This is a genomic window from Paenibacillus sp. FSL K6-2524 (genome assembly GCF_038005525.1).
Lineage (GTDB): Bacteria > Bacillota > Bacilli > Paenibacillales > Paenibacillaceae > Fontibacillus > Fontibacillus anaericanus.
In genome coordinates, this window is record NZ_JBBOSP010000001.1 from 5771015 (window position 1) to 5795457 (window position 24443).

Here is a 24443-nt window from a genome sequence, read left to right on the forward strand (position 1 = left end):
TTTAGGTACGTGAATTCCCTTGAAAATCAAAAAAATGATGCCTACCGTTTTAAAATAGGGTCTTTAAGTTGACTATATAAATAGGGATCCGAAAATAAAGAACGGAGTTGAGCTAATTGTTCTCATTATCAGGACTTAATCGTCCTACCAAGTTGGCATTGCTCGGGATGATAGCCTTTGTGGGAATAGTCTCTTGTATTATTGTCCTTGCTTATAACGACTATTTCTTCCTTGGAGATCCGATCAAACCGAACAATGACGATGTCAAATATATTCAAACGTCCCGCCTCCTCTTAAATGAGGGGGTGCTGGCGTATAATACCAAGGACAAGCCTTCAGCATTCATCATGCCCGGGCTACCGTTTATTCTAGCCGGATTCATGGCGATATTTGGGCAAGATCAGGGAGGCGTGATCGCCTACCGGATATTCCAGTGTCTTCAGCAAGCATTCTGTATTTATTTGATCTTCTGGATTGGCAGGCGAATCTTTAATACGCGAGTCGCACTGATTGCTTGTGCCATAAGCACCATATATCTACCCGATTATTTCTCCTCAGGAGTTATCCTATCTGAGACAACGTTTCGAACAATAATCCTGCTGCTGGTCTGTGTAACGATTCTTGCTATAGAACAAAACAGATCTGCGCTGTATCTGCTGATTGGTGTCTTGACAGCTGCTGCGGCTTATTTCAAGCCACATGCATCACTCTATCCTGCTGTATTTCTTGTGTTATGGTGGAAACAGAAGATCCCCTTAAGGGTCATGCTGAAATATACAATTATTATGGCCGCTACTTATGTGGCATTGCTGACTCCCTGGTGGATTCGTAACTGGATAACCTTCCATGAGTTTATTCTGTTCACCAACTCAGGAGGAAGCCCATTCCTGCTAGGCACTCGAATTTATGGCCAGCTTCCGCCCGCCGGATTCTTCGAGGAATATCCTCAATACGATCCACAGACTTTGTTCCAAGGATCGGACAGTACGGCGATTCAAAAGGGACTGGATATTATATCCTATGGTTTCCGTCATGAACCACTGAAATATTTGTATTGGTTCACGCTTGGAAGATGGGTTGAGCTCTACTTCCATCCTTTCTATTCTCGTCCCATATGGCCAGTGACGCGTCCTCTCATGAATGTACTACAAGTTATTCTTATGTTAATTAATATGGTTGGTATCGTGTGGGCACTCTTGAAACATCAATTCACTCGCCTGCTCCCATTGCTTCTAGCACTAGGGTACTTCACTGTTATTTATGTACCGTTTGTAGCATTTAACCGTTACGGATACCCTAACATGGTCTTATTGATTATGTTCGGTGCCTATGCCATTGACCAGGTTCTAAATCACTTCATCAAATATCCCTCGGACCGTTTAGAGGGAAGGAGGACATCTGCTTCATGAAGACCCTTATTATTATCCCCGCTTACAATGAAGAAGGCAGCATTGCTGCTGTCATTAGGGATATTCACCAGCATGCTCCGTCTGTCGACGTCATCGTCATTAATGACGGCTCCTCGGATCGAACCGAACAATGTGCGATAAATGCAGGTGCGCGTGTACTAACGCTGCCTTACAATGTCGGCATTGGTGGAGGCATGCAAACTGGTTATATGTATGCCAAGCAACATAATTATGATATTGCCATACAAATGGATGCCGACGGACAGCATCTTGCCGAAGAACTCCCTAAGTTGATCGCCAAGGCAGAGCACTATGACCTTGTAATTGGTTCAAGATATGTAGAGAGCACATCCTATCGTTCTTCACATTTGAGACGTATTGGCATGATCTTCTTCTCAGGTCTAGTTAGTATGGTCACGGGCCAACGCTTCACCGATACGACTAGTGGCTTCCGTGCCGCAGGACCCAAGGTCATCGACTTGTACTCACAATACTATCCGATAGATTATCCTGAAGTTGAGGCACTCATTTACCTAAAACGTAAGGGTTGTCGAATAACAGAAGTAGCGACAGAAATGCGCAAACGCGAAACTGGCAAATCATCTATTACACCGCTTAAATCCATATATTATATGGTAAAGGTGACGTTATCCGTCCTCATGAGCGCTATGCGCTATGATAGAACGGTGGTGTCTAAATAAATGGCCATTTATGTTCTCTCTGTCTCAATTGCATTTGCATTTCTATTGATCGTTCTTGAACTTGTACGGAGGCAGAAATTAAAAGAGCAGTATTCCTTGCTCTGGATCCTATTTAGTGTGACACTGCTCATCATTTCGTTTAACGTGTCTATTATTGAGTGGGTTGCGGATCAACTTGGAGTGAAGTACGCTCCCGCCATTCTCTTCCTATTCGGACTCCTATTCTGTTTCGCATTTATACTTCATCTGACGATTGTGATTACTAAGCTGACAAGTCATGTATTGCGACTGGCTCAGGAAGTGACCATTCTAAAGGAACGTGAGGTCTCTCATGGACAAAATGATTAGTTATCTTCTACTAATAGGTAATATTCTGCTGCTCGTGACAGGACAAGTTCTATTCAAGATTGGGCTTGGGAAATCCGGTGGACTTCATTGGGATAAAATAATAACATCCCCTACTATTATTGGCGGTTTGTTTCTATACGGTATCGCCACCCTGCTCTGGTTTGCAGTTCTAACTCGATTGCCGCTTAGCGTTGCGTACCCTATGCAGGCTTTCGCATATGTTCTTTCCATGGTTCCCGCCTATTTCTTATTTGGCGAAGATATCACTGCAACCAAATTAGCTGGTGTCGCCGTAATTATGTGCGGTGTTTATCTGCTTGCAAGATAATCAAAGATAAAAGGGTGCCCCCGTTAATGGGGGCACCCTTTTTGAATACTAGATGTTACATTAGATTATCCAACTTCAAGATCGAATCCACCTTTAGAGAACTGACTGTTGTACAGGTCCGCATAGAACCCGCCTTGAGCCAACAACTCTTCATGAGTCCCTTTTTCAATAACAGAACCGTGATTCATCACGAGGATAAGATTGGCATCCTTGATTGTCGACAGTCGATGGGCAATGACGAAGCTTGTTCTGCCCTTCATTAGTTCATTCATCGCCTTTTGGATATAAACTTCTGTCCGTGTATCTACACTACTCGTCGCTTCATCCAGAATAAGAATGGCTGGATCAGCAAGAATAGCGCGTGCGATGGTAAGAAGTTGCTTCTGTCCTTGCGATATATTCGAAGCTTCCTCGTTCAAAATGGTGTCATAGCCATGTGGAAGGGTACGGATAAAGTGGTCGGCATGTGCCGTTTTGGCTGCACGGATAACCTCTTCTTCTGTCGCACCTTCATGTCCATAGGCGATATTATCACGGATTGTACCGTTAAACAGCCACGTATCCTGCAGCACCATTCCAAACAGGCTCCGTAAATCTCCACGTTTCATATGAGCAATGTTAACACCATCAACAGTGATAGCTCCATCTGTTACTTCATAGAAACGCATCAGCAGGTTGATCAGTGTCGTCTTACCGGCACCAGTCGGTCCTACAATAGCGATCGTCTCTCCCTGTTTAGCTGTGATGTTCATATCCTCAATCAGGATGTTCTTGTCATCGTATCCGAACTTCACATGATCAAAGACGACATTACCTTGCGGTTGTTCCAGAACAACCGGCTTTTTCTCTTCAGCGACTTCTTCCTCTTCATCGAGAATTTCGAAGACACGTTCCGCCGAAGCAACAGTGGATTGAATAATATTAGCAATATTGGCCGTCTGAGTAATTGGCATTGTGAATTGTCTGGAGTATTGGATAAACGCCTGGATTTCTCCGACTTTAATTGTTCCTTTGGTCACCAGAATACCACCAACAACTGCAACGAGCACATAACCGATATTCCCGATAAAGCTCATAATAGGCATGATTACGCCGGAAATAAATTGTGCTTTCCAACCAGCCTCATATAACCGTTCATTAATTTCTTCGAACTGTTGCAATGATTTGCGTTCACGTCCAAAAGCTTTAATGACTTTGTGTCCTGTATACATCTCTTCTACATGTCCATTAAGCTGTCCCAATTCCTTTTGCTGTCTGATGAACTGTTTCTGTGATCGTTTAGCAATCGAAGTAATCGCAACTACGCTTAACGGCAGAGTCAGAACGGCAATCAACGTCATCAGTGGGCTAATTCTCAGCATCATAATGATAACACCGATAATTGTTAGTACTGCCGTGATGAGTTGGGTTAAACTCTGCTGCAATGTGCTGCTTATATTATCGACATCATTGGTTACCCGACTCAGCGTTTCACCGTGCGTACGTGCGTCGTAATATTTCAGCGGCAGACGTGTTAACTTATCGTTCACATCACGACGCAAATCAAATACCGTCTTCTGAGCAACACTGGCCATAATGTATTGTTGAAAATAACTGAACAATGCACTTAATAAATACAGACCGAGTAATTGCATAATGATTTGTCCCACGTACTGGAAGTCGATTTCTGCTCCCGGGACGCCATTCATCTTCCCAATAATACCTTCGAATAATTTGGTGGTTGCTCTCCCCATAACTTCTGGGCTTAAAACACTGAAATAAGTACTCAGAACTGCCATGAACAGCACTGCTAATAATAGCAGTTTATGAGGACTCAAATATCGGATCAATCGTCTTAGCGTACCCTTGAAATCCTTAGCCTTCTCTACAGGTCTGCCCATACCACCCGGACCGCCTGGTCCAACACCTGGTCCAACAGGAGCGCCTCCGCCTTTCGTATTCTTCTGGCTCATGCGATCTCCTCCTCTGAAAGCTGTGAATACACAATTTCTCTATAAACATCGCAGGTCTCCATCAGTTCACGATGATTGCCGATACCAGCAATTTGGCTATCGTTCATCACGATGATACGATCTGCATCCAGTACAGTACTAACCCGCTGTGCCACAATAATAACCGTAGATTCCTGTGTCTCCTGCTTCAGTGCAGCACGAAGTTTAGCATCTGTCTTGAAATCCAGTGCCGAGAAACTATCATCAAAAATATAAACTTCAGCTTGCCGAACCAAGGCCCGTGCGATCGAAAGGCGTTGCTTCTGTCCGCCGGAGACATTTGATCCCCCTTGAGCAATAACAGAATCGTAGCCATCCTCCATTTCAGAGATAAAATTCGACGCTTGCGCAATTTGAGCAGCATGCCGGATTTCCTCATCCGTCGCATCCTCTTTACCATAACGAATATTATCGTTGATAGTACCAGTGAACAAGACTGATTTTTGGGGAACAAGACCGATCTTCTTACGGAGTTCCTCCTGTGACATGTCTCGAACATCAGTACCATCCACCAGCACACGACCACTATCCACCTCATAGAATCTCGGAATGAGACTAATCAGCGTGGATTTACCCGAACCCGTACCGCCAATGATCGCCGTTACTTCACCCGGATTAGCTGCAAAGGAAATATCTTGAATGGCAGGTTGCTCCGCCCCAGGATAACTGAAGGTTACGTTCTGGAATTCGACGTACCCTTTCTTACCAGTAGCTGGTTTCAGTACTTCGGCATCCTTAATAATAGGAACCATATCCAGCACTTCGTTAATCCGTATGGCTGAAGCCGATGCCCGAGGAATAAGTACGAACATCATCGATACCATAACGAGCGAGAACATAATTTGCATAGCATATTGTAAAAAGGCCATTAGATCGCCGACTTGCATATGACCTGAGTCAATGCGTAATCCACCGAACCAAATAATAGCTACAGAAGAAAAGTTCATGACGAGCATCATGATCGGCATCATCAGCGCCATTATTTTATTTACTTTGATCGATGTTTCGGTCAAGTCTAAGTTCGCCGCTTGAAAACGTTTCTTCTCATGGTCAATTCGATTAAACGAGCGAATAACCCGGATGCCCGTCAATCCTTCACGCATAACGAGATTTAACTTATCAATTTTCAGCTGAATCGCTTTGAAATATGGCATCCCTTTACGGGCAATAAGTAAGATCGCCAATGCAAGTCCTGGAATAACGACAATGAATACTAGGGATAAGGTTGCATCCTTCGATACGGCCATAATAATTCCACCAATACATAACATTGGGGCCATAATCATCATCCGTAGAATCATAATAAGCACCTGTTGAATTTGAGTAATATCATTCGTCGTCCGTGTAATTAGTGATGCTGTTCCCAATTTATCAAATTCTTCAAGTGAGAAGTTCTCAACATGGTTAAACACCTTGGCACGTAATGATTTACCGAACCCGGATGCTGCTTTGGAGGAGAAATAACTCGCTCCAATCGAGCAGACCATCCCACCCAGAGCCACAAGTAACATGAATATACCGATATTCCATATATAAGCAGTATCACCCTTCACGACACCCGTGTCGATAATATCGGACATCAGCGTCGGTAAATACAATTCGGAGAGTGACTGGAAGAATACCAGTACAAGCACCGCGATGACTAGTAAACGGTATGGTTTTAAATTTCGGAAAAGCTTTAACATTCCCTATCATCTCCACTTTCTCTTTCTTATTTCTCCTGCTCCGCTTTTAGCATCATTTCTTTATATTGATGCACTTGTTCCAACAGGTCCGCGAGTTGATCACTTTTCTCTTCGCCCAAAAAGTCAAATAGACCTGTAAATCTGCTCTCAAAATTCTTCATGGCCTTCTGTGTAACTTCCTCGCCTGACTCTGTCAATTGGACGCGTACGACCCTCCGGTCCTCTTGATCGTTATAGCGCAATACTAAACCACTGGATTCAAGACCTTTGATCAACGGTGTTACTGTTGGTGAAGTAACCTCCATCATTGAGCTGAGCGCAGAGATAGTTACACCCCTTTTATCTTGAGCACAACCCCTCTTAATATAGAATAATACCCTAATCTCATTTCCTTTACAGTTTGCCAAAGGCATCCTGTTCCATTCTGAACGGTGCAAGCGATTAAATGCCTTTAGAAGTCTCTGGGCTTTCGTATCGTCGCCCATGATCACAACTTTCACTCCCCCTCATTTATTTAAACAGTTTAATAATTAGCTCACCTATTTATTCGTAAGCCTAATTATAAAAGCGTATAAATACAAAGTCAAGTTGAGCTAAAGAGAGGAGGTATAGAGTTAAAAGAACCTGGCGGAAGTTCCGTCAGGTTCTGAGATTACTCAATAATTTCCATTAGTCAGAAAAGGTAATACGTCACCGTGAAGCTGATTCAAACTCTTAAACTGATACCCTTGACGGCGTGCCTCGTCGATAATTGCTCCTAGGGCTTCGGTATTGTCTGCGGAGATGGAGTGAAGCAGGAGAACAGCGCCCGGATGAAACTGAGAGACCACCTTTTGGAAAGCATAAGAAGAGCCCTTCTGCGCCTTTACGTCCCAATCTTTATAAGCAGCCGACCAGAAGACGTTTGTATAGCCAAGCTCCTTCGTTACCCGGAGAGTCCGTTCATTGAAAATACCCCGAGGTGGACGAAGATACGTCATCTCAGAATTGCCCGTTATAGCGGTAACACCTTGCTTGACGGACTCTAACTCTTCCTTAATTTTGGCGTCCGATATCGTGGTCATATCTGGGTGACTCCAAGAGTGGTTTCCTATCAAGTGTCCTTCGATCGCCATTCTTTTAACAAGCGCTGGCTGATCTTTAACATAATGCCCTGTTACGAAAAATATGGCCGGTACCTTCTTCGCCTTAAGCGTATCTAGGATCGCAGGTGTATATCCATTCTCATATCCGTTATCAAATGTTAGGAACATCTCCTTACGAGTAGTGTCCCCTAGGAAAACAGCGCCGTGTTTATCCACGATCGATTTAAATCCCTCTTCGTTAATAGAAGGAAGCTTACCATCTACGCTACGTTTAAAGCCAAAATGAAAAGCGCCATCGGCCGCGGAAACCACCCCGCTGTCCCCAGCCATTGCTACTACTGGACTCAGTGCAAAGAGGAGACAGACCATCACCACCGATATCAAGGCATGTTTCATACTGCATACTCTCCTTAAGGTCTTATAGTGTTCGTACTGTGCTTAATTTCTGCCTCTTTGACCTGTAATATACATAAAAGCCGCCGCATTCGCTGCGACGGCTAGATATCAATTATTAACTTTATGATTTTTTAGAGTTATTTTGCTTTCCCAACTCACTATGCTTATGTCCATAAAAGAAATAGATACATAAGCCAATGGCCATCCAGATCATGAAGGCAATCCAAGTTATCCCTGGTAAACTAATGAGCAAATACCCACAGCTTACCACGGCAATTAATGGAATGAGTGGAACGAGTGGAACCCTAAAGGATCTTTCTAAATCAGGACGCGTCTTCCGCAGAATAACAACTCCAAGCGATACCGAAACAAAGGCAAATAGTGTACCTATACTAACCAGGTCAGCCAGTTTACCGAGTGGAATTAATCCTGCAAACACGGCAACAATAATGCCGGTAATCCAAGTACTTGTCGCTGGAGTTTCCGTCTTAGGATGAAGCTTCGCTAGTCTCTTTGGCAGAAGCCCATCACGGCCAATGGCATATAATAACCGGGTTTGACCGAAGAGAAGTACGAACAACACCGTAGTAATACCAACGATTGCCCCCAGAGAGATAAAGCCAGCAACCCAATTCTGATTAATATACTGCAGACCGAAGGCTACAGGATTCTTAACATTTAGTAGTTCATAAGGCACCATACCCGTTAATACCGCCGTTACCAGTACATAGAGCAAAGAACAAATAACCAATGACCAGATGATCCCCCTAGGCAAATCCTTCTGCGGGTTTTTAACCTCTTCAGCGGCCGTAGCCACCACGTCAAACCCAATATAGGCTAGGAATGCTGAAGCAGCTCCGGTTACGACACCACTAAAGCCAAACGGCATAAAGGGAGTCCAGTTAGATGGTTTCACATAAAAGGCACCTACAATGAGGAATAAAACAATGACGGCAACCTTAATTATGACCATGATCGAATTAAGTCGGGTCGATTCCTTGGCCCCACGAGACACAACAAAGGTTAAAAGTAATATGATTAATACAGCTGGCACATCAATGTAAGTACCTGCTGCTGGATCAAATGCACTGCTGAGTGCCTTAGGTATATCCACACCAAATCCAGACATCAACCCTTGAAAATAACCTGACCATCCACTGGCTACCATGGAAGCAGCAAAACCATATTCCAAGATGAGATCCCAGCCAAGTATCCAAGCAATTAATTCACCAAAGGTGGCATAACTATAGGCGTACGCACTACCTGATACCGGAACCATCGAGGCGAATTCAGCATAGCACAATGCACAGAAAGCACACACGATACCTGCAAGTATAAAAGATAATATAAGTCCTGGTCCGGCGTGTTCGGCGGCTGCAACTCCTGTGAGTACAAAAATCCCCGTTCCGACAACACAACCAACACCAAGCATTGTCAAATCAAATACGCCCAGTTCTTTTTTTAAAGATCCTACGCTTGCGTTGTTTTTCTCCTGAAGCATAGCAGTAATTGATTTCCTTCTGAAAAGACTCATCTATGTTGTCCCCTGCCCTAGTTGTGGTAATATCAATCGGACTTTAACGACTTATCCGATTTTTTCAGCATTGTAAAATATACTACAAGCCCATGAAAAGTACGAAGCATCACGCTAAATCAACCTTTATCTGCCAATACCCGCTCAGCAAATCGGATCCATTCTCGTGTTGCAAAGGACTGGTACCTTTCATCCCGCCATATAATACCAAGCTCCCATGGAATCACGGGTTCTACCAGTGGAATGACCCGCACCTGCTCTTCATCAATCTCTCGGCAAATTGTCTCCGGTAACAATGTAATACCTAGACCCACAGCTACCATTTGACTAATGAGATCCCATTGTGAGCTCTCATAGATCACATGTGGTTGAAAGCCCACACGGACACATTCGGCAATAATCCGATCATGAAGTGTGAAATCCTCTCGGAACAGAACGAATCCATCCTCGGATAACTCAGACAACTTGACCTCACTCTGTTCTGCAAGACGATGGGTAGGGTGTACAACTAAATTTAGCTTCTCCTCTACAAACGGGATACTACTTAATCCTTCTTGTCCAGTTGGTAACACGGCAACTCCTACATCGAGTAATCCATTGGCAACATCGAGTTCCACCTTTTTCGCCCCGTCTTCAAATAATTGAATTTTGATATCCGGATATTGATTATGGAATTGCCCTATTACCTTGGGAAAGAAGCTAGCGCCAACCATTGGAGGTAAGCCAATTCGAATATGACCCTGTTTAAGATTTCGTAAATCATCTAACTCTGCATTTAGGTTATGAAAGGCCGTAACGATTTGCCCAGCCTGATTCACAATAATTTGCCCAGCATCCGTTAGCTGTATCCGTTTGCCTGTTCGTTCAAATAAAATAACCCCTAGCTCTTCCTCCATACCTTTGATCGTCTTACTAATTGTAGGCTGTGTAATAAAGAGCGCATCGGCTGCCTTGGTGAAACTTTTGAGGCGAGCTACTTCTATTAGATATTGCAATTGCCTTATATCGATATAAATTCCCCCTGGCCACATCATAGATAAACGGAATGATATACATTCAGTATATTCATTTTACTCATGAAAACAAATGCTGTATTGTTTTCATTACAAACAAACGTAGCAAGGAAGAAGTGAACCAACGTGAATACAATCAAAAAAATAAGTACAGGTGTTTTGCAAGTTACGGTTCTGTTCTTTATATCCATAGCTATGAACAAAATATCTCAGCTGCTCCATTTACCGATTCCCGGATCGATTCTTGGAATCATCGTCATATTTACTTTATTGAAAACAAATTTGATCAAGCTGGCCTGGATTGAGCAAGGAGCTAACTGGCTGTTAGCTGAGTTGCTACTCTTCTTTATTCCTTCTGCTGTCGGCGTGATGAAATATATACCGATGCTTGAAAGCGATGGGGTTCGTATACTTATCGTAGTCGTTTCTAGTACCTTGATCGTCATGATTTCCTCAGGTCTAATCGCCGTTAGAATTGCTAAGCGAAAGGAGCGGTGGATCTGATGATCACTGGATTGCTATATCTCCTCTTCACCCTTGTGATTTACGGGTTATCCAAACGATTATATCGTGTACATCCGAAAGTTTACTTATCACCACTGTTAATTACTCCACTCTTTCTAATCATTGTTCTGATGTGGACACAAGTTCCTTACGAGACATATAACTTAGGTGGACAATGGCTCAGTTCGATGCTCCAACCCGCAACAATTGCTTTTGCCATACCACTGTATAAGTATTACAACGTGCTAAAGAAGCATGCGATAGAAATTCTAGTCAGTGTACTTACAGGTTCCATCGTCGCCATGTTCTCTTCGGCTTTCATTGCAGAATGGATGCATCTTGATTCTGAGCTAGTAAGCAGTCTAATTCCGCGTTCTGTAACAACACCTATCGCCATGAATGTCTCTCAGATTATCGGGGGTGTTCCGAATATTACCGCTGTATTTGTCATCATCACTGGTTTATTAGGAACCGTCATCGGTCCGCTCGTGATGAAGTGGTTTCACATCGATAATGAAGTCGCCCGTGGTGTTCTCTTTGGAACAAGTGCACATGGGACAGGAACTTCAAAGGCCTTCGAACTTAGTTCATTAACCGGAACTATTTCCAGTATTTCAATGATACTAGCTGCTTTATTCACCTTGGGCGTTGCCCCGATGATTATTTCGCTCTTAATGCATTAAAACTTACTATGTGGTTCCTCTTGTTTATATAGATTCTCCGTTTGGACCTTGCCCTTAGTCTCATGGGCAGGGTCATTTTTTGATAAGTTAGGAGAACTGACATTCCTTCAAAATCATTTCGCTCTCTCCGCAAGTCCTGATCAGCAAACAAAAAAAGCCCCGGCTAATCCGAGGCTTTAAATAGTATAAAGTTAATTAACTTACTCGCCGATTTGGACTGGTTTTCCGGACAATGCTGATTCCAATGCAGCAAAAGTTACTCTCTGTGTTTTCACCGCATCTGCATAATCAGAAAGTATCCGCGAGGTGTCTCCAGAGCGTAGTGCGTGGATAAATGCCTCTGTCTCTGCAGCGTAAGCATTGTTTCCATTTGTATAAGCTGTTTTGACTCCTTGTTCTACTACTTCCAGTCGATTTGAATTCCAATCCAGAATTCCACTATCCGTATAAAGACTTAATCCGGCCGAACCGACACCGCTTGGAAGAATACAGGTGTTAGAAATATTCGCCACAGCACCACTCTTCAGCTTCAAAGTAACTGTACCAATATCAGGTACATTTACTTTCTCGTATTTATCTTGAACGACTCGATTACCATAGGCAGCATACACTTCTGTAACTTCACCAGCCGTATATCGAAGCAAATCGACAACATGAGTCGTCTGTTCGATAAATTGACCGCCCGACCCCTCCTGTCTTCTCCACCAAGCTACGCCAGGCATATCTCCCATCCAGGTCCCAAGTGCCATACCAATCGTACGACCCTGAAGCAATTCACGTAACCATTGGATCGACTCTTGGTATCTAAAATGATACCCCACTGAATTAATCAGTGGCTTCTTGCTCAATTTGTCCAAAATCCCCACAGGAACATCTAAATTCATCCCCAGCGGCTTCTCGACAAAAAAAGGAATTCCCCTTTCAATCAATTCTCCCTCAATCTCCCCATGCGACATCGGCGGCACGCAAATGTAGACAGCATCCAATTTCAGGGCATCCAACATATCGCTTAATACAGCAAAACTCCGAGCTCCGGAATAACGTGAGGCCATCTCCTGTGCCTTCTCAAGGCTCGTCCCACATATAGCAGCAACCTGTACACCTTCTGTTCCTGCCAGGATATCCCCGTGAACCTTACTAAACCAACCTGTACCGATAATCCCAACATTCAAGGACATAATATGTATTCCTCCTAAAAGTTTTGTGAGCGTTACTTCAGTGAATAAGGTTCGTACAAAACTTACATCGTAAGCATATGCCTAGTTTTGTGAGCATTACTTCCATGATTACGGTCCGTACAAAACTTACATCGTAAGCATATGCCTAGTTTTGTGAGCATTACTTCGGTGATTACGGTTCGTACAAAACTTGCTCAAAGATGCCTGTATGTTATGTTGTTTTGTTCTAAGCGTAGCGCTTACAAGTAAAAACTGCAAGAGTATTACACCCTATATTGGCATCTGTTTTCATTGAACTATGTACCTAATTCATGGTTATCTCTTCTCTCCATAACTGTGGTTGCAAAAATTACAGTTTGGATATATACTGTGGTTATCATTTAACTGGTTTATTTTTCCTTAAATTATGAGTCTAATTTTTATTACAGAGAGGAATGTATTGGATGAGTCATGTAGAGGAATTACAACTGCAAGATATTTATACTTTAATGAATGAGAGACACTCTGTACGATCTTACGACCCTACGGTCAAAATATCGCGGGAAGAAATGACAGAAATGCTCGAGTTGTCCGCAACCGCACCCTCTTCTTCCAACTTACAACCTTGGCGTTTTCTTGTCATTGATGATGCAGACTTGAAACAAAAGCTGCTTCCGATTGCCAATAACCAGCAGCAAGTTATTGAAGCTTCGGCTGTTATTGCTGTGCTCGGTGATTTAAGATCCTTTGAACAAGCCGAAGCCATCTATAGCAAATCAGTTGAAGGCGGATTTATGACAGAGGAGATCAAACAAGGCTTTGTCGAACGTTTGCAAAAGACATATGGTGGATTACCTCCTGAACGGCTGCACCTTATCAATACATTTGATGCTGGTTTAATAACCATGCAACTCATGCTCGTGGCCAAGGCTAAAGGATATGACACCGTGCCTATGGGGGGTTACAATGCGGAGAAGTTCGCAGAAGCCTTCGAGTTGCCAGAAACACTAAAACCTATCCTTCTGTTGGCCATTGGCAAGGCGGCTAAACCTGCTCATTCTACTCCTCGCCTTCCAGTGGAGCAAGTGACATATTGGAACACTTTTAAATAAGCGTTATAAGCAAAACAGTGAGTAGCTCCCTGGGGCTACTCACTGTTTTTTCAAAAAAGCCTTTTCTAAGCCAACGGAACAAGCACATCCGGGACGCAATCATTAGTATAGTAACAACTATGCTTATCCGCTTTACATCTTTTCTTAATCCGGGTAGATTCATTCACAATTTCGTCTTCGTGATCATAACGTCTCCACTCATTAGTTACGATGGCGATTGAAATACCCACAAGCGGAATTTCCTCTATTCTACCTGCTCGATTCTCAGCTAGCACGTAGTGTTGCCGCAAATGACTATCACTATAAAATGACCCTATCATATCGTCAAATTGTTCTATAATCGATTGGTTAAGTTGCCGATAATCATGATGGTTTAATATAGCAATGAAGTCATCCCCCCCAATATGACCTACAAAACTATCCGGCTGATAAATAAATCCTTTAAGGATCGTGGCAGTAGCCTGAGTCAACTTATCCCCTGCTGTAAATCCATAAGTATCGTTGTATACCTTGAAATTATCAAGATCTATGTAGAGCACACAAAAGTGTTCCCACTCCAGAATCTGCTTCAGCTTCTCCTTAATCGACAGATTACCCGGAAGACCTATGAGTGGATTTAGAAAGGTGGCAATCTTAGTCTGAATCTCCGCGAAACTTAGCAGCAATTTACGGATGCTTACGACTCCGTAGAACTGACTATTCTTCGCCACGATCACGTAATCGTAGAGCTCCTCTTCTGGCCTGTCCATCGCTAGTTTACTGACCTCAGCAACAGATTCTCCATAATCAACAACCAGTGGTTCCTGTTTCATAATCAATCCAATAGGGCGCCCCATATATATATTGTAGCCATAAAGTGTGCCCATCTGCTGGTAAAATTGCACTCTCATCACCAAGGCCACAGGATAATCGTTATGGATGACAACAACACCTTGCAAATGAGGGTTATCTTTGAAAACCTGATTCACCTGTTCACATTTAGTATCTTGAGACACATACGGAATCACCTCGGCAATCTCACCGATCTGTGAAATCATTCGAATCCCCCCCTTTGTACCACTATAGACCAAAAGTACTAAATCTGTATTATGAGAATATTAAATATTTGGATTATTTCTTAACTTTTCTCTGCTATTACTGGAGAATAACCTTACATCCTTCGTTAAGTTCATCTCATTTGGTCATCAAGTTCATCTAAATAAAGTTTTGTTTATATCTCACATAAACATTACAATTAGATTAGAGAAATCGTGAAAAATAGAACAAACTAATTTCTGACAAATGAAAGGTGGAGTCTTAATCATGGCAATTACCCAACAGACAGGTTCAACTCTAGATACGGCCAAACAATATGTTAACGAGGTATATGAGACAGTTAAGAAACGTAACCCTGGTGAGAGCGAGTTCCACCAAGCTGTAAAAGAAATCCTTGATTCCCTCGTTCCCGTGTTCGCTAAACAACCTAAATATCAAAACAATGCCATCTTGGAAAGAATCGTTGAGCCTGAGCGCTTAATTACTTTCCGGGTACCTTGGGTCGATGACCAAGGAAATGTTAGAGTAAACCGCGGATTCCGCGTTCAGTTTAACAGTGCTATCGGACCATATAAAGGTGGACTACGCTTCCATCCGTCTGTTAATGCCAGCATCATCAAATTCCTAGGTTTCGAGCAAATCTTCAAGAACTCCCTCACTGGACAGCCTATTGGTGGCGGTAAAGGTGGATCTGACTTTGATCCAAAAGGAAAATCCGATAATGAAGTTATGAAATTTACACAAAGCTTCATGACTGAATTATCCAAATATATCGGTCCTGATACAGACGTACCAGCTGGCGACATCGGTGTAGGCGCAAGAGAAATCGGCTACATGTTCGGCCAATACAAACGTCTTCGCGGCGGTAACGAAGCAGGCGTACTGACAGGTAAAGGACTTACTTACGGCGGTAGTTTGACACGTACTGAAGCTACAGGTTACGGCCTCGTTTACTTCACAGCAGAAATGCTTAAAACGAAAGGCGAAAGCTTTGAAGGTAAAACCGTTGTTGTTTCCGGTTCAGGAAATGTATCGATCTATGCTATTGAGAAAGCACAACAACTCGGTGCTACTATCGTTGCATGCAGTGACTCCAATGGATACATTTATGACAAGGATGGCATCAACCTTGATACAGTTAAGACTCTAAAAGAAGTAGAAAGAAAACGGATCAAAGAATATGTAAATATTCATCCGTCTGCACAATACTTTGAGGGCTGCGAGAACATTTGGACTATTCCTTGTGATATCGCATTACCATGCGCAACGCAAAATGAAATTAATGAAGAATCCGCTAAGATCCTAGTAGCCAATGGCGTTAAGTATGTTGCCGAAGGTGCTAACATGCCTTCCACTTTGGAAGCTATAGACGTTTACTTGAACAACGGGGTATACTTCGGACCAGCCAAAGCTGCTAACGCTGGTGGAGTTGCAGTATCTGCATTAGAAATGGCGCAAAACAGTGCGAGACTTGCTTGGACGTTTGAAGAAGTAGATGCTAAGTTGGTTCAAATCATGCAAAACATCTACAACAACTCAGTAAATGCAGCTGAACAATACGGCCATCCTGGAAATCTCGTTGTTGGTTCCAACATCGCTGGCTTCCTGAAGGTTGCTGACACAATGATCGCTCACGGCGTCATCTAAATCAGACAAATTGATCAGTAAAATGAATAAAAGAAGCCGGGCCTATAATGGCCCGGCTTCTTCTTCATTTGGCATGCCGAACATCGGCGACATATCCTTCAGGAAATCATAGAACAACTTCTCCGTAGGAGGTAACTCACGGTTGGTCGGAATAATAACACCGACGTCACGAGTTACATTCGATTCTGCAATTGGCAAACTTACCATGGAAGATGGTATATGCTCTCCTATAGCAATCTCAGGGAGAACCGTTAGTCCGAGACCGGCCGCAACCAATCCCTTAATTGCATCCAAATCGTCCCCCTCAAATGTCACCTTCGGCTTAAAGCCCAGATTGGCACAAGCGTTCACAACAATCTCCCGTAGTACAAAACCTTCAGGGAACAATACAAATAAATCATCCTTGAGCTCACTCAATTTCACGGAGGATTGACCCGCCAGCTTATGGCTAGATGGCAGTAGAGCCGTAAATTTCTCCTGAAACAATACCTCGCCTTTTATATGTGCTTCATGCAGAGGTACTGGCCCCATAATCGCCAGATTCATATCTCCCTTTACAACCCATTCGATTAATTCTTTATAGGATCCATGCTGTAATTGAAATAGTACCTTCGGATACTGTTCACGAAAAGCGGAAACAACTTTCGGAATCATCTGTGCTGCCAAACTACTAGGAAATCCAATCCGCACCATACCTTGTTCCGGATCGAGAAATTCACTTATTTCCTGCTGTGCATTCTCCATTACTTTCATTAAGTGTTCCATATGTGCCAGAAATAGTCGCCCAATCGGGGTCAGCCTAACTTTACGCCCTTCGTGAATAAACAAATCCACGCCAAGTTCTGACTCAAGCTTGAATATTTGTCTACTGACTGCCGATTGTGACACATGCAGAACATAAGAGGCTTCCGTTACATGCTCCAGCTTCGCCACTTCAATAAAATATTGAATCTGCCTCAGTTCCACCTTGCCACCTCCGTCTTCTTACCATGCCTGACTCTGCTCCTATTTCATGTAATAGTTAGGAACTCACGCTTTATCAAAAAACTTCCATGTCATGTTATATAGGTTTATTCCCCATTATATAGGCTAACTGGCAGGAAGAGAAGCATCTAGATTTCGATTAGTAAAAATCTTATCTTACTATGGTTAACTAATGGGGCCTACTTTTAAACTACTAGACAGTCAAAAGTTCTTGTCGAAAAATAGTGGCATAGAAAAAATAACCCAAGATTCCTATACCCAAAAAAGGGGAGATCAATCGCTGATAGAGATGTGAGACTGAGATATGTCGTTAAGTCGAATCCATAAGCTAAGATTCAAGGTGAGAGGACATAGGATCCGCTATTATGCCCTTTTCAGGTCTTTTTTGAGTTTTGCGGACCTGAGATCCGTTATTCGTCTCCAATTGGAGTCATAATCAGAGATAATTGAGCGAATAGCGGAACCAGTGTCCGCATAGATCACAAAACAGCGGTATTTTCAGCAAATAACGGACTCAGTGTCCGCACGCACAAGTTCTCAACTAACATTTATAAGTACCTTTCGTGAAATTGACTGTCCAGTAAACAAAAAAACACCTTCGGCTCCACTTCATTCTTACGTGGGTCCGAAAGTGTCTTCAACTAATTTGTTAAATATCCGATAACTCTACTTACACGTATTCCTAACCTTAAATCTCTGGTCGATCCAGATGATACAGATTACGGTACCTTGGTTCTCGTTCCATCAATTCGGTATGTGTACCGCGCATGAGAACAACTCCGTTCTCCATGAAGATAACTTCATCCATGCACTCCGCCCCAACCAAATGGTGCGTAACCCAAATCAGCGACTTCCCTTTCGTTGCGCTGAAAATCGTTGATAGCAGTTCCCGTTCTGTACGAGGATCTAACCCCACTGTTGGCTCATCAAGGATAAGTACGGGGTTATTCTGCAATAAGATGCGCGCTAAGGCGACACGCTGCCGTTCTCCGCCAGAGAAACGTTGTCCCGTCTCACGCATAGGGGTGTCAAGCCCCTCAGGGAGTGACTTCACTAACTCATCTAGCTGTGCCAACTTACTCGCCTCAGTAATGTCTTCATCTGAAGCCTCTGGGCTACCCAGTCGAATATTATTAGCTATCGTCGTGTCAAATAGATGTGGTCGTTGATTCAGTACGGAAACCACCTTCGAGATATCATCCCCGAAATCCGTAGCAGGAAGACCATTGATCGTAACGGATCCTACTCCAGGTGCAATAGCACCTTGTATTAGCTTCAGCAAAGTTGATTTGCCCGCACCGCTTCGACCAATAATTGCGATTCGCTTGCCCTGTGGGATATCCAGTGAAACGCCGTCAACGGAATTAATGTCACCAGCACTATAGGCAAACTTTACATCTCGGAGCTCCAGTACAGCGCTACGAGATGCTGCGCTAAGTGCATCCTTACTAACACTAGAAATTGAACCATCTATAGTCACGGACAGATCCGCTTGTCCATTTTTATCCGCATTCAGCCCACCCTCTAAAGTAGTACCCGAAATACGGTCCAACCTACTCAGTGATTCACCATACTGAGGAACCCGCTCCATCGCTTCAGATACAGGGAGGAATGCATCTGCAAGTGGAAACACGACCAATACGAAAGCTACGATTAATACGGGATCGATACTTCCAATAGCCACTTGCCCTGCAGACCAATACACCATCGAAACTACAATCGCAGCTACAACCAGTTGCCCGATTAAACTTCTCCATCTGGCCCAAGTCCGTAGTCTACGCTCTTTCCGGGCTACAACCGCTTCATCCCGCTCATATGATTCTAGAAATTCTGCATGTCGACCACTAATGACCCAATCGCTAATGCCCATAACGGCATCAGTCAACTTCTGATATAGACCATTGCGCTCACGTTTCACTTCGATATTCGTAGCTCTAGTCAGCATGAGGGAAATGTAAGGAAGCACCGCCACCAAAATAAAAATGTACAGTGCAACCAAAGCCGCGAACATAATATCAAATCCGCCCAACCCAATAACTGCTGCCGCATAAAGAATCAAAGCTACTAAGCTCGGAAACACCGTACGGATATATACGTTTTGTAACTGCTCAATATCATCAGCCAGTACGCTTAGGATATCTCCAGTCCGATAACGCGAAGAAATGAATAGCGCTTGTGGTTCTAGAATTTTATATAACTTCACCCGCATTTTAGACAAAATACGTAGCACCGTGTCATGACCAACTAACCGCTCTACATAATGGAGTACAGCCCGACCGATACCAAACGTTCTTACTCCGACAATCGGCACATATACCATGAGAATATTGTATGGCTGCAGGGACGACTTGGAGATCAAGAAACCGGAGGTGAACATGAGCATTGACGCGGAGAGCAGTGTAAGTGCACCCAAGATCAAATAGAGTGCAAAGCGTCCGCTATACATCCGGAAGTACGGTCTTATCCATTGCTCCTGCTTCATTGTATCCCCTCCTGTTGTAATGCTACCAACTGATGATAAACCCCTTTACTGCTTATCAATTGTTGATGCGTTCCCATCTCCGCCACTCGCCCTTGTTCCATAACGATGATGTAATCCATATCTCGCATCCAGTGCAACCGATGAGTGGCTAGAAGTATAAGCTTACCCTCGAACAATGGCAGCATCGTATCTTTCAGTTCATACTCTGTTTCAATATCGAGATGTGCAGTCGGCTCATCTAACAAAATAATCGGGCGCTCACTGAGTAGAGCACGGGCTAACGCCACACGTTGCTCCTGTCCACCACTTAGATCTCGACCACCACCACCGATAAGCTCATCATACCCGCTAGGTAAACCACGGACTACTTGGTCCAATCCCGCTGCCGCAGCAGCCTTCTCTATCGCATCATTTGACGCATCTGGTGAATAGAAGCTGATATTATCACGGAGAGAACCACTGAAAATATATGGATTTTGCGGAATGTAAGTAATTTGCTCTCGCCAAGCTGATTGAGTCAAGTCACCTACTGAAACACCATTTATTTCAAAATTTCCGGAAGTCGGGCGCAAAAAGCCTCCAAGCACATCAATCAGGGTTGATTTGCCAGCCCCACTCTCACCGATGATACCAATCTTCCCTACAGCCCCAAATTGCAATTTAACACCATCAAGCGAAGGTTTGCCGTCCACTTCATGGCACACACCAATGGAGGACAAGGTCAAGGTACTCTCCTGTGTCCAGCCAGGGAGCGTCGATTTCTCCGTAGTTTCTTTCTCCGCAGCGCTGATGATCGCTTCCATCGCTTCGCCTGCTTCTTTTCCATCCAAGGTGGCATGGAAATCTGCTCCAACCATTCGTACAGGGAGGAAATACTCCGGTGCCAAAATCAGCACAGTCAGACCTGTAAGCAGCGTCATTTCACCATCAACAAGTCGAAGTCCTAAACTAACAGCTACTGAAGCCACGGATAACATCGTGAAGAAGTCCAGGGCAAATGAAGATAAAAACGCAACACGGAGCGTTCGCATCGTCGCAGAACGATAAGAGTCGCTGACCCTGTCGATGGATTCACTATGTTGCTTACTTCGTCCTAGAAACTTTAGCGTCTCCAATCCACGCAATGAATCTACGAAATGATTAGATAACATCCGGTAAGACTCAAACTGTCGATCAATGTGTTTACGGGCTGTCATTCCGATCAAGATCATAAAGATAATTAGGATCGGCATCGTGATCGTCAGGATAACACCAGACTCCACGTCCTGCATAAATACATAAGCCAGAATAAGTATCGGGGTCATTCCCGTTGCCAGCATCCGCGGTAGGAATAACTCCAGGTAATTACGGAATTTAATCACGCCTTCAATGACTAACGTAACTAAATTTCCTGTCCCTTCTTTTCCCGCAAAACGAGGCCCTAACTGAAATAGCTTCTCCATAACCTGCTTACGTAAATCTCTTCCTGTATGCTCCGCGAATCGGTAAGCTACCTTCTGTTGAATTAAACTGCATAACTGCCTCACTATAAAAGAAAGCAGGAACAACCCGATTCCCCCGAGTTGCGCCTGCAGCTTAGCGCCGGCAAACAGGGCGGAGAGAACCTCCGCCAACCATTTGGCCTGCATAATGATCGCAACACTTTGGATCAGTGTCAAACCGGCCATGACCACAAGAACCGATTTGATACCTGCCCATTTCATTAAACCGCGACCCATTAGTATTCCAGATGCTCCTTCTCATGAACCCGTTTATGGAAGACAAAATAGCTCCATATCTGGTATCCCAATACAAACGGTAATAGGGTCAGTGAAACAATGGTCATAACCTTAAGGGAATACTGACCTGAAGCCGCGTTATGAATCGTCAATGAGAAAGCATCGCTAATCGAACTGACCATAACACGTGGGAACATACCAATAAAGATGGAGGAGAATCCCAATGCGATAAGCCCTCCAGTCATACCAAATGCCCATCCGTCTCTCTTCTTAGAAATAAACCGACCGGCAAGTAGGAACACTACCACACCAATAACAGCAATTATGCTTAGAAGTAAACCGCGAGCTTCAAAGATATCTGTCTGGAAGTACGTCATTACACCTAGCACTACAAACAGTGCCGCAAGTGGAATAAGTAATTTGTGAGCTAATTTACGAGCACGCTCTTGCAAACTTCCTGTAGTCCGCAAAGATGTGTACATTAAGCCATGCACAAGACATAATACAACAACAGTAATGCCGCCTACTAATGTATATGGATTTACCATATCGAACAATCCGGCCTTCATTTCCATGTCAGCATCGATCGGCAATCCCTTCATCATCCCTGTAAACACTACACCCAGCAAGAATGGAGGCAATAAACTTCCTAGGAAAATGGAGATATCCCATGTTTTTTTCCATTTCCCGTTATCCACTTTCCCGCGGAATTCAAATGCGACACCCCGGGCAATCAGTGCGAGTAACAAGACGACCAGCGGTGTGTAATATCCACTGAACATAGTGGCATACCAGTTCGGGAAAGCTGCGAACATCGCGCCCCCTGCTGTAATTAGCCACACCTCATTCGCATCCCAGAAGGGACCAATTGTATTGATCAATACTCTTTTCTCCGTATCGTTCTTGGCCAAGAACTTCGTACTCATTCCGACCCCGAAATCGAATCCTTCTAGAAAGAAAAACCCTACAAACAATACTGCAACAAGCACGAACCAGAGTTCATTAAGAGATAGCATGGTTACCCTCCTTACCAAATGGATCTGCTGAATGGTCATCATGATTATCTTCAGCGTATGGACCACTCTTAATAACTTTGACGAACAAGTACACCATGACCGCACCAAGTGCCGCGTAAATTGTAGTGAAACTGATCACTGAGAACAAAATTTGTCCTGAAGTAACACTAGGTGAGATACTATCCTTCGTTTGCATGAGTCCGAACACGGTCCATGGTTGACGACCAATTTCCGTCATGACCCATCCCGCTGTATTCGCAATGAATGGTAGCGATATCGACCACAACATGAGCTTATAATACCATTTGTTTGGAGACTCTAATTTTTTGCGCTTCATCAGATATAAACCCCAGAGACCAAGTACAATCATCAATGACCCGGCAGCAACCATGATCCGGAAACTCCAGAACGTTGTGCGCACAGGTGGAATGTAGTCGCCTGGTCCATAAGTTTGCTCATATTCCGCTTGAAGCTCATTGATCCCTTTCACTTCACCAGTGAAGCTACTGTAGGACAAGAAGCTGAGCAAGTACGGAATTTGTATTTCGAAATTATTCTTTCCATTTTCTGAATCAATATGAGCATATACCGTCCATGGAGCTGGGTCACCACTCTTACCCCACAGAGCTTCAGATGCTGCCATCTTCATCGGTTGAGTTTCCACCAAGTACTGAGCTTGCTGGTGACCGAATAACGCTGTACCCAACGAAGAAATCAGACCAACAATAATCGCAATTTGGAACGATTTCTTAAAGAATTTAACGTCTTGTTTCTTTAATAGTTTATAAGCACTGACACCTGTAATGAGGAAGGCCCCCGTGGCAAACGCACCCAGAACGGTATGCGGGAATTCCACCAACAACTGCCCATTGGTAATCAGCGCAAAGAAGTCGTTCATCTCAGCCCGCCCATTGTTGATCTCAAATCCAACAGGATGCTGCATAAACGAGTTAGCTGCTAAAATCCAGAACGCTGAAACCGCCGTACCAATCGCAACGAGCCAAATGCAGAGCAAATGAACACGTTTGGATAAACGATCCCAACCAAAAATCCATAATCCAATAAATGTTGATTCCATAAAGAATGCAAATAGCGCTTCAACCGCTAGCGGTGCGCCAAACACGTCCCCTACAAATCGCGAGTAATCTGACCAGTTCATACCAAACTGGAACTCCTGAAGAATACCAGTAACCACCCCTACTGCAAAGTTAATCAGGAACAGCTTCCCCCAGAACTTCGCCATACGTTTATACTCTTCTTTACCCTTCACAACATACATAGTTTCCATAATTGCAATGAGCAGCGCCAGACCAATGGACAGCGGCACGAAGAAGAAGTGGAAAATCGTTGTGGTTGCAAATTGAAGGCGCGCAAGCATGATCGGATCCATAAATTTCTTCCCTACTTTCTTTCTTTGTTTATCTTTTTTTATCTATTGTGAATTCTATCACGGAAAAATTAAAATGAACGCCGTAAAAGTAATAATTTTGTGACAAGAATCACATGACTAATGTCACAATTATGAAGAATATCTGATTTCCGCACTATAGCGCCCTTTTCCTTCATCAGACTACCTATGTGTTTGTGAAAAAACTGTGACTGCCCCATTGATTCT

General features: G+C 43.6%; 21 protein-coding genes. 8 read left to right on the forward strand and 13 right to left on the reverse strand.

What is annotated here, in order from left to right; all coding sequences use genetic code 11:
* The first annotated feature begins 116 nt into the window (after positions 1-116).
* The 4 genes from NST85_RS26880 to NST85_RS26895 are packed head-to-tail and all read left to right on the forward strand — an operon-like array spanning position 117 to position 2786.
* Entirely contained in the window at positions 117-1409 is a 1293-nt protein-coding gene (locus tag NST85_RS26880) for an ArnT family glycosyltransferase (protein WP_127193642.1), read from the forward strand.
* On the forward strand, positions 1406-2110 hold the full coding sequence (locus tag NST85_RS26885; protein ID WP_127193643.1) for a glycosyltransferase family 2 protein: 705 nt from the start codon (positions 1406-1408) through the stop codon (positions 2108-2110). The genes NST85_RS26880 and NST85_RS26885 overlap by 4 nt, the downstream gene beginning before the upstream one ends.
* Positions 2111-2458: a DUF2304 domain-containing protein gene (locus tag NST85_RS26890; RefSeq protein WP_307398571.1), complete on the forward strand. Its 348-nt coding sequence runs from the start codon at positions 2111-2113 to the stop codon at positions 2456-2458. It abuts the gene before it with no gap.
* Positions 2442-2786 carry an EamA family transporter gene (locus NST85_RS26895; protein ID WP_127193645.1) on the forward strand — a complete coding sequence of 115 codons (345 nt, stop codon included), beginning with the start codon at positions 2442-2444 and terminating at the stop codon, positions 2784-2786. The genes NST85_RS26890 and NST85_RS26895 overlap by 17 nt, the downstream gene beginning before the upstream one ends.
* A 65-nt stretch (positions 2787-2851) precedes the next feature.
* On the opposite strand, the gene NST85_RS26900 is transcribed toward NST85_RS26895, so the two are convergent.
* The 6 genes from NST85_RS26900 to cidR form a co-directional block, all read right to left on the reverse strand.
* The gene (locus NST85_RS26900) at positions 2852-4738 is read right to left on the reverse strand and encodes an ABC transporter ATP-binding protein (protein ID WP_127193646.1); all 1887 of its coding nucleotides are present in this window, start codon (positions 4736-4738) and stop codon (positions 2852-2854) included.
* Positions 4735-6462 (reverse strand): ABC transporter ATP-binding protein, encoded by a 1728-nt coding sequence (locus NST85_RS26905; protein ID WP_127193647.1) that lies wholly within the window; start codon positions 6460-6462, stop codon positions 4735-4737. The genes NST85_RS26900 and NST85_RS26905 overlap by 4 nt, the downstream gene beginning before the upstream one ends.
* A 26-nt stretch (positions 6463-6488) precedes the next feature.
* Positions 6489-6962 (reverse strand): MarR family winged helix-turn-helix transcriptional regulator, encoded by a 474-nt coding sequence (locus tag NST85_RS26910; protein WP_246054277.1) that lies wholly within the window; start codon positions 6960-6962, stop codon positions 6489-6491.
* Between the two features lie 156 nt (positions 6963-7118).
* On the reverse strand, positions 7119-7943 hold the full coding sequence (gene pdaA, locus NST85_RS26915) for a delta-lactam-biosynthetic de-N-acetylase (RefSeq protein WP_341190879.1): 825 nt from the start codon (positions 7941-7943) through the stop codon (positions 7119-7121).
* Between the two features lie 121 nt (positions 7944-8064).
* Positions 8065-9477 carry an amino acid permease gene (locus tag NST85_RS26920; protein WP_127193649.1) on the reverse strand — a complete coding sequence of 471 codons (1413 nt, stop codon included), beginning with the start codon at positions 9475-9477 and terminating at the stop codon, positions 8065-8067.
* A gap of 119 nt (positions 9478-9596) precedes the next feature.
* Positions 9597-10487, reverse strand: a complete 891-nt coding sequence (gene cidR / locus NST85_RS26925) for a cidABC operon transcriptional activator CidR (protein WP_211350204.1) — start codon at positions 10485-10487, stop codon at positions 9597-9599.
* A 138-nt stretch (positions 10488-10625) separates the two neighbouring features.
* Between cidR and NST85_RS26930 the strand changes: the two genes are divergently transcribed.
* Together NST85_RS26930 and NST85_RS26935 are read left to right on the forward strand one after the other, a co-directional pair.
* Complete coding sequence (locus NST85_RS26930; protein ID WP_370877700.1) at positions 10626-10994, forward strand: CidA/LrgA family holin-like protein; 369 nt, start codon at positions 10626-10628, stop codon at positions 10992-10994.
* Entirely contained in the window at positions 10994-11677 is a 684-nt protein-coding gene (locus tag NST85_RS26935) for a CidB/LrgB family autolysis modulator (protein ID WP_127193652.1), read from the forward strand. The genes NST85_RS26930 and NST85_RS26935 overlap by 1 nt, the downstream gene beginning before the upstream one ends.
* Before the next feature lie 200 nt (positions 11678-11877).
* Here NST85_RS26935 and NST85_RS26940 read toward each other — a convergent pair whose 3' ends face one another.
* The gene (locus NST85_RS26940; protein ID WP_341190880.1) at positions 11878-12855 is read right to left on the reverse strand and encodes a Gfo/Idh/MocA family protein; all 978 of its coding nucleotides are present in this window, start codon (positions 12853-12855) and stop codon (positions 11878-11880) included.
* 443 nt (positions 12856-13298) lie between these two features.
* Here NST85_RS26940 and NST85_RS26945 point away from each other — a divergent pair, with 443 nt between their 5' ends.
* Positions 13299-13946, forward strand: a complete 648-nt coding sequence (locus NST85_RS26945) for a nitroreductase family protein (RefSeq protein ID WP_127193654.1) — start codon at positions 13299-13301, stop codon at positions 13944-13946.
* A 65-nt stretch (positions 13947-14011) separates the two neighbouring features.
* On the opposite strand, the gene NST85_RS26950 is transcribed toward NST85_RS26945, so the two are convergent.
* The gene (locus tag NST85_RS26950) at positions 14012-14983 is read right to left on the reverse strand and encodes a GGDEF domain-containing protein (protein WP_341190881.1); all 972 of its coding nucleotides are present in this window, start codon (positions 14981-14983) and stop codon (positions 14012-14014) included.
* A gap of 265 nt (positions 14984-15248) precedes the next feature.
* On the opposite strand from NST85_RS26950, the gene gdhA reads away from it, so the two are divergent.
* Entirely contained in the window at positions 15249-16628 is a 1380-nt protein-coding gene (gene gdhA, locus NST85_RS26955) for an NADP-specific glutamate dehydrogenase (protein ID WP_127193656.1), read from the forward strand.
* 42 nt (positions 16629-16670) lie between these two features.
* Here the strand turns inward: gdhA and NST85_RS26960 are convergent, their stop codons facing one another.
* The 5 genes from NST85_RS26960 to NST85_RS26980 all read right to left on the reverse strand — a co-directional run bounded on the left by NST85_RS26960 (position 16671) and on the right by NST85_RS26980 (position 24218).
* Entirely contained in the window at positions 16671-17594 is a 924-nt protein-coding gene (locus NST85_RS26960; protein WP_127193657.1) for a LysR family transcriptional regulator, read from the reverse strand.
* A gap of 706 nt (positions 17595-18300) precedes the next feature.
* Positions 18301-20094 carry a thiol reductant ABC exporter subunit CydC gene (cydC, locus tag NST85_RS26965; protein WP_341190882.1) on the reverse strand — a complete coding sequence of 598 codons (1794 nt, stop codon included), beginning with the start codon at positions 20092-20094 and terminating at the stop codon, positions 18301-18303.
* Positions 20091-21812: a thiol reductant ABC exporter subunit CydD gene (gene cydD / locus NST85_RS26970; RefSeq protein WP_341190883.1), complete on the reverse strand. Its 1722-nt coding sequence runs from the start codon at positions 21810-21812 to the stop codon at positions 20091-20093. The genes cydC and cydD overlap by 4 nt, the downstream gene beginning before the upstream one ends.
* Positions 21812-22828 (reverse strand): cytochrome d ubiquinol oxidase subunit II, encoded by a 1017-nt coding sequence (gene cydB / locus NST85_RS26975; RefSeq protein ID WP_341190884.1) that lies wholly within the window; start codon positions 22826-22828, stop codon positions 21812-21814. Before cydB ends, cydD begins: the two co-directional genes overlap by 1 nt.
* Positions 22815-24218, reverse strand: a complete 1404-nt coding sequence (locus tag NST85_RS26980) for a cytochrome ubiquinol oxidase subunit I (protein WP_127193661.1) — start codon at positions 24216-24218, stop codon at positions 22815-22817. The genes cydB and NST85_RS26980 overlap by 14 nt, the downstream gene beginning before the upstream one ends.
* Positions 24219-24443: the final 225 nt, after the last annotated feature.

Bases quoted from the DNA above. Each gene is read 5' to 3' on its own strand.
- NST85_RS26885 (WP_127193643.1), top strand. From the start codon at position 1,406: ATGAAGACCCTTATTATTATCCCCGCTTACAATGAAGAAGGCAGCATT.
- NST85_RS26890 (WP_307398571.1), top strand. From the start codon at position 2,111: ATGGCCATTTATGTTCTCTCTGTCTCAATTGCATTTGCATTTCTATTG.
- NST85_RS26895 (WP_127193645.1), top strand. From the start codon at position 2,442: ATGGACAAAATGATTAGTTATCTTCTACTAATAGGTAATATTCTGCTG.
- NST85_RS26900 (WP_127193646.1), bottom strand. From the start codon at position 4,738: ATGAGCCAGAAGAATACGAAAGGCGGAGGCGCTCCTGTTGGACCAGGT.
- NST85_RS26905 (WP_127193647.1), bottom strand. From the start codon at position 6,462: ATGTTAAAGCTTTTCCGAAATTTAAAACCATACCGTTTACTAGTCATC.
- pdaA (WP_341190879.1), bottom strand. From the start codon at position 7,943: ATGAAACATGCCTTGATATCGGTGGTGATGGTCTGTCTCCTCTTTGCA.
- NST85_RS26920 (WP_127193649.1), bottom strand. From the start codon at position 9,477: ATGAGTCTTTTCAGAAGGAAATCAATTACTGCTATGCTTCAGGAGAAA.
- NST85_RS26935 (WP_127193652.1), top strand. From the start codon at position 10,994: ATGATCACTGGATTGCTATATCTCCTCTTCACCCTTGTGATTTACGGG.
- NST85_RS26940 (WP_341190880.1), bottom strand. From the start codon at position 12,855: ATGTCCTTGAATGTTGGGATTATCGGTACAGGTTGGTTTAGTAAGGTT.
- NST85_RS26945 (WP_127193654.1), top strand. From the start codon at position 13,299: ATGAGTCATGTAGAGGAATTACAACTGCAAGATATTTATACTTTAATG.
- NST85_RS26950 (WP_341190881.1), bottom strand. From the start codon at position 14,983: ATGATTTCACAGATCGGTGAGATTGCCGAGGTGATTCCGTATGTGTCT.
- gdhA (WP_127193656.1), top strand. From the start codon at position 15,249: ATGGCAATTACCCAACAGACAGGTTCAACTCTAGATACGGCCAAACAA.
- cydC (WP_341190882.1), bottom strand. From the start codon at position 20,094: ATGAAGCAGGAGCAATGGATAAGACCGTACTTCCGGATGTATAGCGGA.
- cydD (WP_341190883.1), bottom strand. From the start codon at position 21,812: ATGGGTCGCGGTTTAATGAAATGGGCAGGTATCAAATCGGTTCTTGTG.
- cydB (WP_341190884.1), bottom strand. From the start codon at position 22,828: ATGCTATCTCTTAATGAACTCTGGTTCGTGCTTGTTGCAGTATTGTTT.
- NST85_RS26980 (WP_127193661.1), bottom strand. From the start codon at position 24,218: ATGGATCCGATCATGCTTGCGCGCCTTCAATTTGCAACCACAACGATT.